The sequence below is a fragment of the Curtobacterium sp. 458 genome (assembly GCF_030406605.1).
GTDB lineage: Bacteria > Actinomycetota > Actinomycetes > Actinomycetales > Microbacteriaceae > Curtobacterium.
Genome location: NZ_CP129104.1, coordinates 1,625,122 through 1,638,094, shown reverse-complemented (window position 1 = coordinate 1,638,094; position 12,973 = coordinate 1,625,122). Strand labels below are relative to the sequence as shown.

The 12,973-nt window shown below is 73.2% G+C and carries 15 protein-coding genes; 10 read left to right on the top strand and 5 right to left on the bottom strand.

Translation table 11 applies throughout. The features are described 5' to 3' along the window. Nucleotides 1-24 precede the first annotated feature (24 nt). Both QPJ90_RS08180 and QPJ90_RS08175 read left to right on the top strand, forming a co-directional pair. A complete protein-coding gene (locus QPJ90_RS08180; protein WP_290133928.1) occupies nt 25-699 on the top strand; it encodes a DUF433 domain-containing protein in 675 nt (224 codons plus the stop codon). Between the two features lie 2 nt (nt 700-701). Beyond that, nucleotides 702-1,106, top strand: coding sequence for a hypothetical protein (locus tag QPJ90_RS08175; protein WP_290133927.1), 405 nt, complete (start codon nt 702-704; stop codon nt 1,104-1,106). A 29-nt stretch (nt 1,107-1,135) separates the two neighbouring features. On the opposite strand, the gene QPJ90_RS08170 is transcribed toward QPJ90_RS08175, so the two are convergent. The 5 genes from QPJ90_RS08170 to QPJ90_RS08150 are packed head-to-tail and all read right to left on the bottom strand — an operon-like array spanning nt 1,136 to nt 3,845. After that, on the bottom strand, nt 1,136-1,942 hold the full coding sequence (locus tag QPJ90_RS08170) for a DNA-formamidopyrimidine glycosylase family protein (protein WP_290133926.1): 807 nt from the start codon (nt 1,940-1,942) through the stop codon (nt 1,136-1,138). Between the two features lie 45 nt (nt 1,943-1,987). Further along, complete coding sequence (gene arr, locus QPJ90_RS08165) at nt 1,988-2,404, bottom strand: NAD(+)--rifampin ADP-ribosyltransferase (RefSeq protein ID WP_290133925.1); 417 nt, start codon at nt 2,402-2,404, stop codon at nt 1,988-1,990. A 2-nt stretch (nt 2,405-2,406) separates the two neighbouring features. Next, nucleotides 2,407-2,628, bottom strand: coding sequence for a hypothetical protein (locus QPJ90_RS08160; protein ID WP_290133924.1), 222 nt, complete (start codon nt 2,626-2,628; stop codon nt 2,407-2,409). Further along, nucleotides 2,625-3,230, bottom strand: a complete 606-nt coding sequence (locus QPJ90_RS08155) for a TetR family transcriptional regulator (protein WP_290133923.1) — start codon at nt 3,228-3,230, stop codon at nt 2,625-2,627. The genes QPJ90_RS08160 and QPJ90_RS08155 overlap by 4 nt, the downstream gene beginning before the upstream one ends. 9 nt (nt 3,231-3,239) lie before the next feature. After that, nucleotides 3,240-3,845 carry an NAD(P)H-dependent oxidoreductase gene (locus QPJ90_RS08150; RefSeq protein WP_290133922.1) on the bottom strand — a complete coding sequence of 202 codons (606 nt, stop codon included), beginning with the start codon at nt 3,843-3,845 and terminating at the stop codon, nt 3,240-3,242. 28 nt (nt 3,846-3,873) lie between these two features. Between QPJ90_RS08150 and QPJ90_RS08145 the strand changes: the two genes are divergently transcribed. From QPJ90_RS08145 to QPJ90_RS08110, 8 genes are all read left to right on the top strand, one after another. After that, nucleotides 3,874-4,482, top strand: coding sequence for a DUF1349 domain-containing protein (locus QPJ90_RS08145; RefSeq protein ID WP_290133921.1), 609 nt, complete (start codon nt 3,874-3,876; stop codon nt 4,480-4,482). An 84-nt stretch (nt 4,483-4,566) separates the two neighbouring features. Continuing rightward, nucleotides 4,567-6,642 carry a glycosyltransferase family 39 protein gene (locus QPJ90_RS08140; RefSeq protein ID WP_290133920.1) on the top strand — a complete coding sequence of 692 codons (2,076 nt, stop codon included), beginning with the start codon at nt 4,567-4,569 and terminating at the stop codon, nt 6,640-6,642. A 94-nt stretch (nt 6,643-6,736) separates the two neighbouring features. Continuing rightward, on the top strand, nt 6,737-7,324 hold the full coding sequence (locus QPJ90_RS08135) for an NTP transferase domain-containing protein (protein WP_290133919.1): 588 nt from the start codon (nt 6,737-6,739) through the stop codon (nt 7,322-7,324). Nucleotides 7,325-7,369: 45 nt separating this feature from the next. Then, nucleotides 7,370-7,636 (top strand): DUF6457 domain-containing protein, encoded by a 267-nt coding sequence (locus QPJ90_RS08130; protein WP_290133918.1) that lies wholly within the window; start codon nt 7,370-7,372, stop codon nt 7,634-7,636. Further along, complete coding sequence (locus QPJ90_RS08125) at nt 7,633-8,802, top strand: molybdopterin molybdotransferase MoeA (protein ID WP_290133917.1); 1,170 nt, start codon at nt 7,633-7,635, stop codon at nt 8,800-8,802. Before QPJ90_RS08130 ends, QPJ90_RS08125 begins: the two co-directional genes overlap by 4 nt. A gap of 47 nt (nt 8,803-8,849) precedes the next feature. Beyond that, a complete protein-coding gene (gene fdhD / locus QPJ90_RS08120; RefSeq protein ID WP_290133916.1) occupies nt 8,850-9,731 on the top strand; it encodes a formate dehydrogenase accessory sulfurtransferase FdhD in 882 nt (293 codons plus the stop codon). Further along, nucleotides 9,728-12,022: an FdhF/YdeP family oxidoreductase gene (locus QPJ90_RS08115; protein ID WP_290133915.1), complete on the top strand. Its 2,295-nt coding sequence runs from the start codon at nt 9,728-9,730 to the stop codon at nt 12,020-12,022. The genes fdhD and QPJ90_RS08115 overlap by 4 nt, the downstream gene beginning before the upstream one ends. A gap of 7 nt (nt 12,023-12,029) precedes the next feature. Further along, nucleotides 12,030-12,914: an aminoglycoside phosphotransferase family protein gene (locus QPJ90_RS08110; RefSeq protein ID WP_290133914.1), complete on the top strand. Its 885-nt coding sequence runs from the start codon at nt 12,030-12,032 to the stop codon at nt 12,912-12,914. The last annotated feature ends 59 nt before the right edge of the window (nt 12,915-12,973 follow it).

The window sequence follows — 12,973 nt, the reverse complement described above, 5'->3', positions numbered from 1 at the left end:
TCCTCCGCGCGGTAGGCTGTTTGCATGCAAACACCGATCGGCGACGCGGCACACACGACCCCGATCTACTCCCTGACGGAGGCAGCGCAGATCGTCCGCGCCCCGTCGACCTCGTTCGCGCGGTGGGCGCACGGGCACCGGTTCAGGCAGCGGAGCGAAGGCGAGTGGGGGTGGAGTGCGCCCATCCTCACCGGGGTGCGACCGGGGCGGAGCTTCACGGTCCCGTTCAACGCGCTCGCAGAGGCCTACATCGTGGAGTCGTTCCGCCGTGCCGGTCTCCCGATGGCTCGGATCCGGCCCGCGGTCGACGTCCTCCGCCAGGAGATCGGACTGGAGGATGCCCTGCTCAGCGAGAAGCTCCGGACCGACGGCGCCGAGATCCTCATCGAGAACGGCGACCGAGACCTCGTCGTCGTCCGGAACCACCAGGGCGTGTTCCGGGACGTCGTCGACCAGTACCTGCAGAGCATCGTCTACCGCGAGGGGTTCGTGGACTTCCTCCGGCTCCCCGCCTTCGAGCACATCGAGGTGGTCGTCGATCCACACCGCAACTCGGGTCAGCCGACCGTGGCGAAGATCGGCGTCCGCGTCGAAGACGTGATCAGCCGGGTCCGCGCCGGCGAGGCGATGTCGGACGTCGCGGACGACTTCGGCCTCGAGCCGGTGGAACTCCGGTCGCTCCTCCTGCAGGCCGCGTGACGATGGGCGAGTGTCGCTTCCTGCTCGATCGTTCCGTCGGCGGCCGCCTCCTCATCGCGCGCCTCCGGGGCGCCGGGTGGGACGCCGTCACCCTCGCGGAGCAGTTCGGCGACGAGCGTGCGCAGCGGATGGCCGACGAGGAGTGGATCGCGGCGGGGACCCGGGCCGGGTTCGTGCTCCTCGCGAAGGACCACCGGATCGCGAGCCGACCACTCGAGGCGCTGGCCGTCCACGTCAACGACGCACGTGTGGTCACCTTCGCGCGAGGCGAGCTCACCGCTGCCCAGATGGGCGACCTCTGCTTGCTGCACGAGGCTGCGATCCACCGGCTCGCCCGCGTGCAACCCCCGTTCGTGATGGCGCTCACCGCAGCAGGGCTGCGACGGAAGCGGCTCAACGTTCCCTGAGACGCAGTCGCCGGCTCCGGCTCCGGCGGTCAGCGCGCCGTCGGCGCCGGCTGGCAGCGGGGACACCACCACACCCGCCGCGCGGGCGACCCCGCCACCTCGACGTCGTCGCGCGCCCGCACCCGGGTCCCGCACCGGAGGCACGGTCGCCCGGCTCTCCCGACGACCCAGTGTCGCTCCCCGCGTCGCAGTACCCCGGTCGTCACCTGGTAGGCGTCCGGCACGGTCGCCGAGTGCCGCAGCATCCGGCGCGCCGTGTCGAGGGCCGACGGGACGTCGACGTCGCCGACCGGACGGTCCGGGTGGACGCCGCGGACGAAGCAGAGCTCGTTCGCCCAGAGGTTCCCGAGGCCCGCGACCCGGCGCTGGTCGAGGAGGACCGTCCGGATCGTCGCGTCGGGGTCGCTCGTGCAACGACGGACGGCTTCGTCGCGGTCGAAGTCGTCGTGCAGGAGGTCGGGGCCGAGGTACCCGATGACGCGGGACTCCTCGGCGGTCGGTACGAGCTCGACGACCGGCAGGTCGATGCCCCACACCGTCCGGCCGTCGTCGAGCGCGAGTCGCACGCGGGCGTCCCGCGCCACGTGGAGCGGCAACCGTCGCCCGCGGGCGGTCACGGTCCACGAGCCCTGCATCCGCATGTGCGTGTGGAGGGTCGTGCCGTCGTCGAAGCGGGTGAGGAGGTGCTTGCCGTGTGTGGCGTGGCCGCTGACGCGCTGCCCACCGAACGCGTGCCCGGCGTCCGGGCCGCCGCGGAGCTCACCGGCACGGACCCGTGCCCCGTCGACCGCTCGGAGCCGCGCGGCGAGCCGGTGGACGGAGTCACCCTCGGGCATGGCCGCACAGTACGTCCGACGACCGACAGCGACCGCCGTCGGTCGTCAGTTGATGATCTCGGCGCGGTCGCGCTGCATCGTCGCCAGCCGCTCCCGCCACGTCTCACGCGCCTCGGGCGTCAGCCGCGTCCAGTCGTGGACCTCGCGTACGATCCGCAGCGGCGCCGTCGTGCGGTACGACCGCGTGGGGTTGCCGGGGAACTTCTTGTCGGTGACGTTCGGATCGTCCTCGAAGGGCCCGGTCGGCTCGACCTCGTAGACGTGCGGGGCACCGGCGCCGGCGAGCAGGACCGCGAGCTCCGCGGCGAGTCCACCGCCGTCGGGGAGCGCCGTGAAGTAGACGTGGTTCATCACGACCTCGGGGCGGTAGTTCGAGGGCCGACCCGCCACGAGCAGGTCCCCCTCCCGCAGCACCGCGAGGGTGCCGTGGAAGAACGGTCCCGTCTCGTCCGCTGCCGCCACGGTCAGTCCTGCGGCCGGAACACGGCGATCGGCGGGCCGTCGTCACCAGGGTCGTGCGTCTCGTCGGTGGCCACCCAGGTCCGGCCGTCGTGCTCGACCGACTCCGGCAGCTCGCCACGCACCAGCAGGCGGACGGACGGCTCGTCGCCGTCGACGAGGTCGATGCCGTACGCGTCCGGCTCCTCGGGTCCGGCGGCCGGGTTGTCCCTCACGAACTCGCTCATGCGCCCAGCGAACTCCCACGCGGCCGGGAATCCGCCGACCGTCCGAGCAACGCCGCCACCGCGTCGACGACGGCCTGCCGCCGCCGCTGCGGGGACACTGCCGCGACGGGACCCTCGGCCTCCGGCGCGGTCTCCGCCCAGAACGCCGCCAGGTGCTCGACCAGCCCGAGCAGCACGGCCGGTCGGAAGGTCCGGGGCAGCACGCCAGCTCGCTGTGCTGCCTCGACCGTGGCGACGGCGTCCGCCCGGGCGCCCTCGAGCGACTCGACCGGACGGCCCTCGAGCCGGTGCCAGGTCAGGAGCCGCGGCACCCACGGCCGACGGGTGTAGGCGTCGTGCAGACGACCGGCGTACTCGGCCAGGTCGTCGACGTCGAGCGGGGCCTCGGCGGCGAGCTCGGTCGCGGTCTGCTCGAGGAGCGCCTCGTACAAGCCGTCCTTGCCGCCGAAGTAGTGGAACAGCTGGGCCTTGTTGCTGTCGGCAGCGGCGGCGATCCGCTCGACCTTCGCCCCGGTCACCCCCTGCGATGCGAACTCGTCGCGGGCCGCGTCCAGGAGTCGTCCGCGGACGGCGTCGGCCGGCGGCGGTGTGAAGCGGGGCATGCCGACACGCTACCGGTGCGCCTGCACCACCGCGTCGCGGACGGCCTCGACGACGGCGCGGACGGTCGCCGAGCGGGCATCCGGATCCTCCGTCTCCGACTCGTGCAGCCAGGCGGTCGCGCCCCTGCGAGCGCCGCAGTAGTCGACGATGCCGTGCTCGACCTGCGCCGTGAAGGCCTGGTCGTAGCCGTGCCGTCCGTACCGTCCCGCGTCGTCGCCGGCGATCGGGACGAAGTGCACGGTGAGGTCGCCGAGGAGCCGCACGATCCTGCCGTCCGGTCCGACGCGGAATGCCCAGCCGTTGCCGAAGACCCGGTCGACCCACCCCTTCAGCAGCGCCGGCATCGACCACCAGTACACGGGGAACACGAGGACGAGGTCGTCGACGTGGTCCAGCCGCGCTCGCTCGGCCGCGACGTCGGCCGGAGCGTCGTGCCCGGTCCGGTACGCATGTCGGTCGGCGAGCGTGAAGCGAGGATCGAACGCCTCCGCGTCGAGGTCGGCCACCGCGACGGGCGCCGCTCCGTCGCCCTCCAGCGCGCGAGCGAGTGCCCGCGCGATCGCGCGGGTCAGCGACTCGGGATCGGGGTGGGCGGTGACGATGAGCACGGACACCACCCCATCCAACCGGTACCGTGCGGTCGTGACCACCCGTGTCCCCGGCCTTCCGCCCCTCCACTGGACCGGTCTCGACGGCACCGCTCACCTCGACTCCGACACCGGTTCACTGACCCTCGTGTCGGCCGCAGGGGTGGACTGGACGAACGACGCTGCCGGCGGGCCGCAGCAACACGGCGCCACCGCCCTCGCCTTCCCCGCACCGGACGGCGACTTCGTCTTCTCCGCCCGCGTGACCGTGCACGGTGAACGGACCACCTTCGACGCCGGAGCACTCGCGCTGTGGTCGGATCGGGACCACTGGGCGAAGCTCTGCGACGAGCACTCCCCGCAGGGTGAGGACATGGTGGTCAGCGTCGTGACGGACGGCTTCTCGGACGACGGGAACGGCCGGCTGCTCTCCGGTCCGAGCGTTTCCCTACGGATCGCCCGCGTGGGTCCCGTGTTCGCGTTCCACGCGTCCGACGACGGCGTGACGTGGGACTTCGTCCGGACCTTCCGCCTCGACCCCGGCGCGCAGCCGTTCTCGGTCGGCTTCCTCGCGCAGGCCCCGCTCGGGGACGGCTGCACGGTGACCTTCGACCTCATCGCCTTGGCCGCCGGAACGCTCGCCGACCTCCGCGACGGTTCCTGAGAGCGGACACCGCCTGAACGAACCCGCTGCCGGACCCGGACGGATCTCCGGCTCCCTCATCGACGCGGGCACCACATTGCCGTCATGACCATGCCCGACCGCACCGGTGCGCGTCCCGCCCGCTGGCTGCACCAGCCGCGGCGCCAGCTCGCCGTCCTCACCCTCGTCGTCGTGCTCGGCGCCGTCCTGACGAGCTGGAACCTCGCACGGGGCGGCGACTCGGACTTCTACGCCGCCGCGGCCCGCTCGATGTCCGAGTCCCTGCCCGCGTTCCTCAGCGGTTCGTTCGATCCCGGCGCGACCGTCACGCTCGACAAGCTCGCGGGCTTCGCGGTCCCCCAGGCGATCAGCGTGCACGTGTTCGGCATGTCCACCGCCGCGCTCGCGCTGCCGCAGGTGGTCGAGGGCGCTGTCACGACCGTGGCGGTGTCGGTCGTGGGGCTGCGCTGGACCGGCGCCCGGGTCGGACTCGTCGCGGCGGCCCTCGCGGCGGCCACCCCGATCTTCGTGTCGATGTTCGGCCACCCGATGGAGGACGGGCTCCTCACGATGGCCCTCGCCGTCGCGCTCGTCTGGTGGCAGCGTGCCGCCCTGACCGGGCGCTGGTGGCCGCTCGTGCTCGCGGGGCTCTTCGTCGGGGTGGGTTTCCAGGCGAAGATGCTCCAGGCGTGGCTGGTCGTCCCCGCGCTCGTGGTCGGGACGGTGGTGGCGCTGTCGGCCCCGGGGGCGCGGTGGCGTCGCACGCTCGGGCACGTCACGGTGCTCGTCGCGTCGACGCTCGTCGCGAGCCTCGCGTGGTCGGTGGTGGTCGAGCTGCTGCCGACGGCGGACCACCCCTACGTCGACGGCTCGACGGACGACAGCGTGTTCGCGATGGTGTTCGGGTACAACGGCGTCGACCGGTTCCTGCCCGGCGCGTGGCCCGGCGCCGTCAACGCGCTCGGCGGTGCGTTCGCCCGCGCGGGTGCGCACCTGGCCCACGGCTTCCACGGCCTCGGCGGGGTGCCGCACCGCACCGGGACGACCCTGCTGCAGCTCTTCTCGCCGCGGTACGCCTCGCAGGTGGGCTGGTCGTGGCCGGCCGCGGTCGCCGGCATCGGGATCGGTGCTGTCCGGTGGTGGCCCCGTCGCACCGGCCGGGAGGCACGTCCCGCCTTCGCAGCGCTCGTCACGGTCTGCGTGTGGCTGATCACGGCGGTCGTGGTGCTGTCCGTCATGCGACTCCCGCACACCGCCTACGTCGCCGGCATCGGCGTCCAGCTCGCCGTGCTCGCTGCGGTCGGCTGGTGGGGCGCGGCGTCCCTGGTCGACGCTGCGGACCGACGGCTCCGCGCCGTCCCGGTCGGGCTCCTCGTGGTGCAGGGCGCCTGGTGGACGTGGCTCGCGCGGTCGTCCGCCGAACCGGTGGTGCTCGGCGCGGTGGCGGTGGGGCTGACGATCGCCGCGCTCATCGCGCTGCTCGTGCACTGGGGCGGTGTCTCCGTGCGGACCGGCACGCGCGGGCGACGGGCGACGACGGCTCTGCTCGTCGCCGCGGTCGTCGCCGGGCCGGCCTGTTTCTCGCTGCAGGCCCTCGACGCGGCTCGGGACGGCAGCGGCGGCGATGCCTCGGTCGGCACCGGCACCGGGGCGTACGCCTTCGGTGGTCGCACTCCGGAGCGGGCGTTCGCTCTCGCCCGACAGGGGATGGCCGGGGCGGACCGGAGCGTCGTGCTGCACTCGGCGTTCCACGTCTCGGTGCCGGACGTCTGGGGTGGTCACCCGTCGTTGTCGGCGAGCGAGGCCTCCCTCGTCCGCACGGCCGAGCAGGACGGTGGCGGGCAGGACGGACGGCCGCTGTTCCTCACGGACTCGTGGCGCATCTCCGCGGACGTCATCGGCGACACCGGGCGCGAGGTCCTCACCGACGGCGGGTTCTCCGGGCACGTGCCGGTGTTCACCGCGGCCCAGATCGAGCGACTCGTCGCGACCGGGACCGACCGGCTCCTCGTCGTCGCGTCCTCGGCCACGAGCAGCGACCCCGTCGTGCAGGCGACCGACGCGCTCGGGTGCACGACCGTGCGGCACTGGGGGTCGACGTCCACGTCGAGCGGCCCGTCCGGAACCGTCCGCGGTGGGTTCGACGCCGAGCCGTCCTTCACCCTGGAACGCTGCCACTGAGCGCGGACCGGCCACGTGCCGCGACACGGCCCGCGTGCGGTCGAGCGGTGCGTGGCGGAGTCGAGCCGTGCCTCCAGGCCGGTAGCGTGCGGACGTGTCCGCCCTCCCGTCGTTCGACGCCGTCCTGCTCGCAGGCGGACGCGCCGCGCGTCTCGGGGGCATCGACAAGACCGCGCTCGGCGCGCCCGGTGACACCCTCCTCGACCGCGCGGTGCACGCCGCCGCCGGCGCCCGGCGGACGGTCCTGGTGGGGTCGAGGGAGGACGCCCGAACGCCGACCGGGATCGTGCTCGTCCGTGAGGACCCGCCGTTCGGCGGTCCGGTGAGCGGGCTCGCAGCGGGCTTCGGCGCGGTTCCGGCGAGCGCCCCGCTCACGCTGGTGCTGGCCTGCGACCTGGTCCGGCCGGTGGAGGCCGTGACGCTCCTGCTCCGAGCCGTCGATCCCGCAGACGACGATGCAGATCGGGACGGGTGGGTCGCGGTCGACGACGACGGACGCCGCCAGCCGCTCCTGGCGTTGTACCGGTCGACGGCCCTCCGGACTGCGGTCGACAGCCTCGACGAGGTCGTCGGTGCGTCGCTCCGTCGGCTGACCGCTCCGCTCACGCTCGTGGAGGTGCCGGTGCCCTCCGCACTCTGCGCGGACGTCGACACCCCGGACGACGCCGAACGGCTCACCTGAGCCCGTCGCGAGGCCCGGTGTCCCCGGCACTGCTTGACTGGCGACATGACCACAGACGACGTCCTCGCAGGGTGGAGGGCCGAGCTCGCCGAGGCGCTCGGTCTGCCCGCAGACTCCGCCATCGACATCGGTGTCGTGCTCGACCTCGCCCGCGACGCCGCGCACGGGGTGGCACGGCCGGCCGCGCCGCTGACCACGTTCCTCGTCGGGTACGCGGCCGGGCTCCGCGGCGGCAGCACCGAGGACCTGTCCGACGCCGTCGCCACCGCGACCCGCCTCGCCGCGGCGCGCGCCGAGCAGGACGGAGCGTGACGGGCGGCCCGGCGCAGTGGGCCGACGCCCGGGCAGCGGCGCACGCGGCCGGGGCTGCACTGTGCGAGCCCGGTGTCCGGGTGGAGCTCGCGGACGGTCTCGGGCGGGTGCTCGCGTCGGACCTGACCGCCCCCGGCGCCGTCCCCGGCCACGACGGCGCCGCGATGGACGGCTGGGCGGTGGCGGGCGAGGGCCCGTGGTCGCTCGGCGCCGCGATCGTCGCCGGGGCGGCTCCGTCGACCGAGCGGCTCGACGCGGGTCGGGCGCGGCCGATCACGACCGGGGCGCCGATCCCGCCCGGGACGACGTCGGTCGTGCGCTCGGAGGACGCCGACGTCGTCGACGGACGGCTCGTGCGGCACACCATCGGGATCCGTCGACACGTCCGGCCCGCGGGCGAGGAGATCTCCGTCGGGGAGCTGCTCTTCGCCGCAGGGACCGTGCTCACACCGCCCCGGATCGCCCTCGCCGCCGCTTCGGGCGTCGACGACCTCGACGTCGTCCCCGCGCCGACCGTCCGCGTCGCCGTGCTCGGGGACGAGATCGTCGGGCGGGGTGTCCCGGAACCCGGTCGGGTCCGGGACGTGTTCACCATGACGCTCCCCGCCGTCCTGCAGGGGTTCGGTGCGTCGACGGGCACCGCCGAGCGGGTGTCCGACGACCCCGCGGCGACCGAACGGGTGCTCGGTGACGCCATCGAGCGGTTGGTCGTGACGACGGGCGGGACGGCCGGGTCGTCGACCGACCACGTCCGCGGCGCGCTGGGACGGATCGGCGCGGAACTCGTCGTCGACCGCGTCGACGTGCGACCAGGACGGCCGACGATGCTCGCCCGACGCGGCCGGACGCTGTACCTCTGCCTGCCGGGCAACCCGATGGCGGCGATGGTCGGCGCGGTGCTGCTCGGCGGTCCGCTCGTGGCCGGGATGACCGGACGTGCCCTCGACGAGCCGGACCGGGTGCCGATCGCCGCCGACGTACCGAACGAACGCCCGGGTGCGCTCGTCCTCGCGTACCGGTCGACCCCGGACGGCGCGGTGCCGACCACCCACCAGTCGCCGGCGATGCTCCGCGGGCTGGCGGACGCGGACGGGCTGGCGGTCGTCGAGGCGGGCGGCGTGCGGGCCGGTGCCGTCGTGCCGGCACTCCGTCTGCCGTGGACGTGACCCGCACCGCACTGGTGGGCGACGGGTGCGGGTGGTAGACCCGAGCCATGAACCGGATCACCGCACGGAAGCGGGTCACCCGCATCACGGTCGGCACCTCGCGGTCGGTCCGGGAGGACCTGCTCGCCGTCGAGGAGCCGCTCGAGATCCGGGTCGGCGGCTCGTCCCTCGCTATCACGATGCGGACTCCGGGGAACGACGTCGACCTCGCCGCGGGCTTCCTCGTGTCCGAGGGGGTCATCGCACGCGGTGACGACTTCCTCGCTGCCCGGTACTGCGCGGGAGCGACCGAGGAGGGGCTCAACACGTACAACGTGCTCGACGTCACCCTCGCGCCCGGTGTCCCCGCGCCGGATCCGAGCCTGGAGCGTGCCTTCTACACGACGAGCTCGTGCGGGCTCTGCGGCAAGGCGAGCATCGACGCCGTCCGGACGACCTCGCAGCACGCCGTCCTGCACGACGACCTCGTCCTCGACCCGGCGCTCCTCGCGACGTTCCCCGACCTGCTCCGCGACCAGCAGGCCGTGTTCGAGAAGACGGGCGGCCTGCACGCCGCAGCGCTCTTCGACGGACGCACCGGGCGGATGCTCGTCCTCCGCGAGGACGTGGGCCGGCACAACGCCGTCGACAAGGTCATCGGCTGGGCGGTGAAGGACGGGCGTCTGCCCCTCACCGGCACCGTGCTCATGGTGAGCGGCCGCGCGAGCTTCGAGTTGACACAGAAGGCCTCGATGGCCGGGATCCCGGTGCTCGCCGCGGTGTCCGCACCGTCGTCGCTCGCCGTCGACCTCGCGAACGAGGTCGGCATCACGATCGTCGGGTTCCTCCGCGGCCAGAGCATGGTCGTCTACAGCCGACCCGAGCGCATCGTCGAACCCGACACCACCACCGACAGCAGCAGCGACCGAGAGACCGTGAACGCCCGATGACGAAGCAGCCCCCGACCGACGACGTGACGGACGCCGGCCTCGAGGTCGGTGAGCCGAAGGACTGGGCCGCCGGGGTCCCCGGCGTCCTGCACTCGATGGGGCCCGCGCTCGAACAGCTCGGTGCCGCGCGGACCGCCAAGCTCATGCTCGCCCTGAACCAGAAGGGCGGGTACGACTGCATGAGCTGCGCCTGGCCCGACCCGGACAAGCGCAAGACCGCGGAGTTCTGCGAGAACGGCGGCAAGGCCGTGGTGTGGGAGGCCACCCCGGTCACCGTGCCGCGGACCTTCTGGGCGGAGCACTCCGTCGACGACCTCGCCGGCAAGACCGAGTACTGGCTCGGTATGCAGGGTCGCCTGACCGAGCCGGTGTGGAAGCCCGCGGGGAAGGACCACTACGAGCCCGTCAGCTGGGAGCGCGCGTACGAGCTCATCGCAGAGCACCTCAACGGCCTCGACAGCCCGGACCAGGCGTCGTTCTACACGTCCGGACGCACCTCGAACGAAGCGGCGTTCGTCTACCAGCTCTTCGTCCGGGCCTTCGGGACGAACAACCTGCCGGACTGCTCGAACATGTGCCACGAGTCGACGAGCCTCGCGATGGCCGAAGTCGTCGGCATCGGCAAGTCGACCATCGCCTACGACGACTTCGAGCAGACCGAGCTCATCATCGTGATGGGGCAGAACCCCGGCACGAACCACCCCCGCATGCTCACCGCGCTCGAGGACGCCAAGCAGAACGGCGCGGAGATCGTCGCCGTGAACCCACTCCCCGAGGCCGGCCTCCGCCGCTACAAGAACCCGCAGCGCGTCCGCGGGGTCGTCGGCCACGGCACCCAGATCGCCGACCAGTTCCTGCAGATCCGGCTCGGCGGCGACATGGCGCTGCTGCAGGCGGTCGCGAAGCGGGTCGTCCTCGCCGAGCAGGCGGCCCCGGGCACCGTGGTGGACCGGGCGTTCATCGACGAGCACACGAGCGGCTACGACGCCTTCGTGCAGCACATCCTGCAGGTCGACGACGACGAGGTCGTCCGCGCCACGGGACTGTCCCTCACCGAGATCGACGAGCTCGCCGACCGCTACCTGCGCTCGGAACGGACGATCATCACGTGGGCGATGGGCATCACCCAGCACACCAAGGCCGTCGACACGATCAAGGAGATCATCAACCTCCTGCTGCTCCGCGGGAACATCGGCAAGCCCGGCGCCGGCGCCTCCCCGATCCGCGGGCACAGCAACGTGCAGGGCGACCGCACGATGGGGATCTGGGAGCAGATGCCCGACACCTTCCTCGACGCCCTGGCGGAGGAGTTCCACTTCGACCCGCCACGTGAGCACGGCGTCGACGCGCTCAAGGGCATCCAGGCGATGCAGCGCGGCGACGTGCGGTTCTGGATGGGGATGGGCGGCAACCTCGTCGGCGCGATCTCCGACTCCCAGCTCGCCGAAGCGGCGTTCCGCGGTACCGAGATGACCGTCCAGGTGTCCACGAAGCTGAACCGCTCGCACGCCGTCGTCGGGAAGGAGGCCCTCATCCTGCCGACGATGGGCCGCACCGAGGTCGACGTCCAGGCCTCGGGACCGCAGTTCGTCTCGGTCGAGGACACCGTCTGCTCCGTGCACGGCAGCCACGGCCAGGTGCCGCCGGTCGCACCGGGCCTCCGGTCCGAGGTCGCGATCGTCTGCGAGCTCGCCCGCGCCGTCCTCGGCGACCGGGTGCCGATCGCGTGGGAGGCGATGCGCGACGACTACGGCGTCGTCCGTGACCACATCAGCCACGTCGTGCCGGGCTTCGACGACTACTCCCGCCGAGCCGGCAGCAAGGAGGGCTTCGTGCTGCCGAACGGCCCGCGCGATTCGCGGACCTTCGCCACGAAGTCCGGCAAGGCGATGCTCACCGTCAACGAGCTCGAACACGTCGAGCGCCCCGAGGGCACCCTGCTGCTGCAGACCCTGCGCAGCCACGACCAGTACAACACCACCATCTACAGCCTCAACGACCGGTACCGCGGCATCAAGAAGGGGCGGCACGTCGTCTTCGTGAACCCGGAGGACCTCGCCGAGCTCGGACTCGAGGACGGGCAGCACGTCGACGTCACCACGGTCTGGCACGACGACGTCGAGCGGGTGCTCCGCGACCAGCGCATCGTCGCCTACCCGAGCGCGAAGGGCTGCGCGGCCGCGTACTTCCCCGAGGCGAACGTCCTCGTGCCGCTCGACAGCGCCGCGAGGGGCAGCAACACCCCGGTGTCGAAGGCCGTGCCGGTGCGGCTCACACCGGTGGCCGGCTGACCCCTTCATGTGGCCGACGGAGGACGACTGGCGCCGGACGGTGCCGGACCGGCTCGCCGCCGCCGTCGCGCGGTGGGACCTCCGGCTCGGTCCGGAGATCACGGGCGGCAGTGTCTCGCACGTCCGGACGGTGACGACCGCCGACGGCCTCCCCGCTGTGCTCAAGCTGTCGTTCCCGCACCGTGAGGCCCGCGACGAGGCCGCCGCGCTCGCCTGGTGGGACGGCCGCGGCGCGGTCCGCCTGCTCGCGTCCGACCCGGAGGACCCGTTCGTGCTGCTCCTCGAGCGCTGCGCGCCGGGCACACGACTCGTCGACCGGGAGGACCTCGGCCCGACGGAACGGCTGACGATCGGGGCGGACGCCGTCGCCCGGCTCTGGGCCGCCGGTGTCCCCGAGTCCTCCCCGTTCGAACGGCTCGTGGACGTCTGCGACGAGTGGGCGGACCTCGCGGAACACCGGATGCAGACCCTCGCGCCGCCGCTCGACCCGGGGGTGGTCCGGCAGGGCGTGGCGCTGCTCCGAGAACTCCCCCGGACCGCCACGCGCGAGGTCGTCGTGCACGGCGACCACAACCCGGGCAACGTCCTCGCCGCGGAGCGTGAGCCGTGGCTCGTGATCGACCCGAAGCCGATGACGGGCGACCCCGCCTACGACCTCTGCCCGCTGCTCATGCAGGTCGACGACCCGTTCGCACTGCCCGATCCGGTGGCCGCCGTCGTCGACCGGACGGCGCTCGTCGCGGACCGGACGGGCCTCGCCCCGGATCGCGTCCACGCCTGGTCGGTCGCGCGGCTCGTCGAATCGGCGCTCTGGTACGTCAGCCGAGGCGAGGTGCCGGAGGCGCAGGACAACGCGGCACGCGCCGCGCGCATCGCTCACCTGCTCGGGTGAGGCGGTTCGCCCCCGGCGCACGGCCGGGTCGCACCGGACGGGAGGCACGGTGCGGGCCC

Excerpts from the sequence above, each read along its gene's own strand:
- QPJ90_RS08110 (WP_290133914.1), top strand. The coding sequence starts at position 12,030 with ATGTGGCCGACGGAGGACGACTGGCGCCGGACGGTGCCGGACCGGCTC.
- QPJ90_RS08160 (WP_290133924.1), bottom strand. The coding sequence starts at position 2,628 with ATGAGCGAGTTCGTGAGGGACAACCCGGCCGCCGGACCCGAGGAGCCG.
- QPJ90_RS08115 (WP_290133915.1), top strand. The coding sequence starts at position 9,728 with ATGACGAAGCAGCCCCCGACCGACGACGTGACGGACGCCGGCCTCGAG.
- QPJ90_RS08140 (WP_290133920.1), top strand. The coding sequence starts at position 4,567 with ATGACCATGCCCGACCGCACCGGTGCGCGTCCCGCCCGCTGGCTGCAC.
- QPJ90_RS08180 (WP_290133928.1), top strand. The coding sequence starts at position 25 with ATGCAAACACCGATCGGCGACGCGGCACACACGACCCCGATCTACTCC.
- QPJ90_RS08170 (WP_290133926.1), bottom strand. The coding sequence starts at position 1,942 with ATGCCCGAGGGTGACTCCGTCCACCGGCTCGCCGCGCGGCTCCGAGCG.
- QPJ90_RS08130 (WP_290133918.1), top strand. The coding sequence starts at position 7,370 with ATGACCACAGACGACGTCCTCGCAGGGTGGAGGGCCGAGCTCGCCGAG.
- fdhD (WP_290133916.1), top strand. The coding sequence starts at position 8,850 with ATGAACCGGATCACCGCACGGAAGCGGGTCACCCGCATCACGGTCGGC.
- QPJ90_RS08155 (WP_290133923.1), bottom strand. The coding sequence starts at position 3,230 with ATGCCCCGCTTCACACCGCCGCCGGCCGACGCCGTCCGCGGACGACTC.
- QPJ90_RS08175 (WP_290133927.1), top strand. The coding sequence starts at position 702 with ATGGGCGAGTGTCGCTTCCTGCTCGATCGTTCCGTCGGCGGCCGCCTC.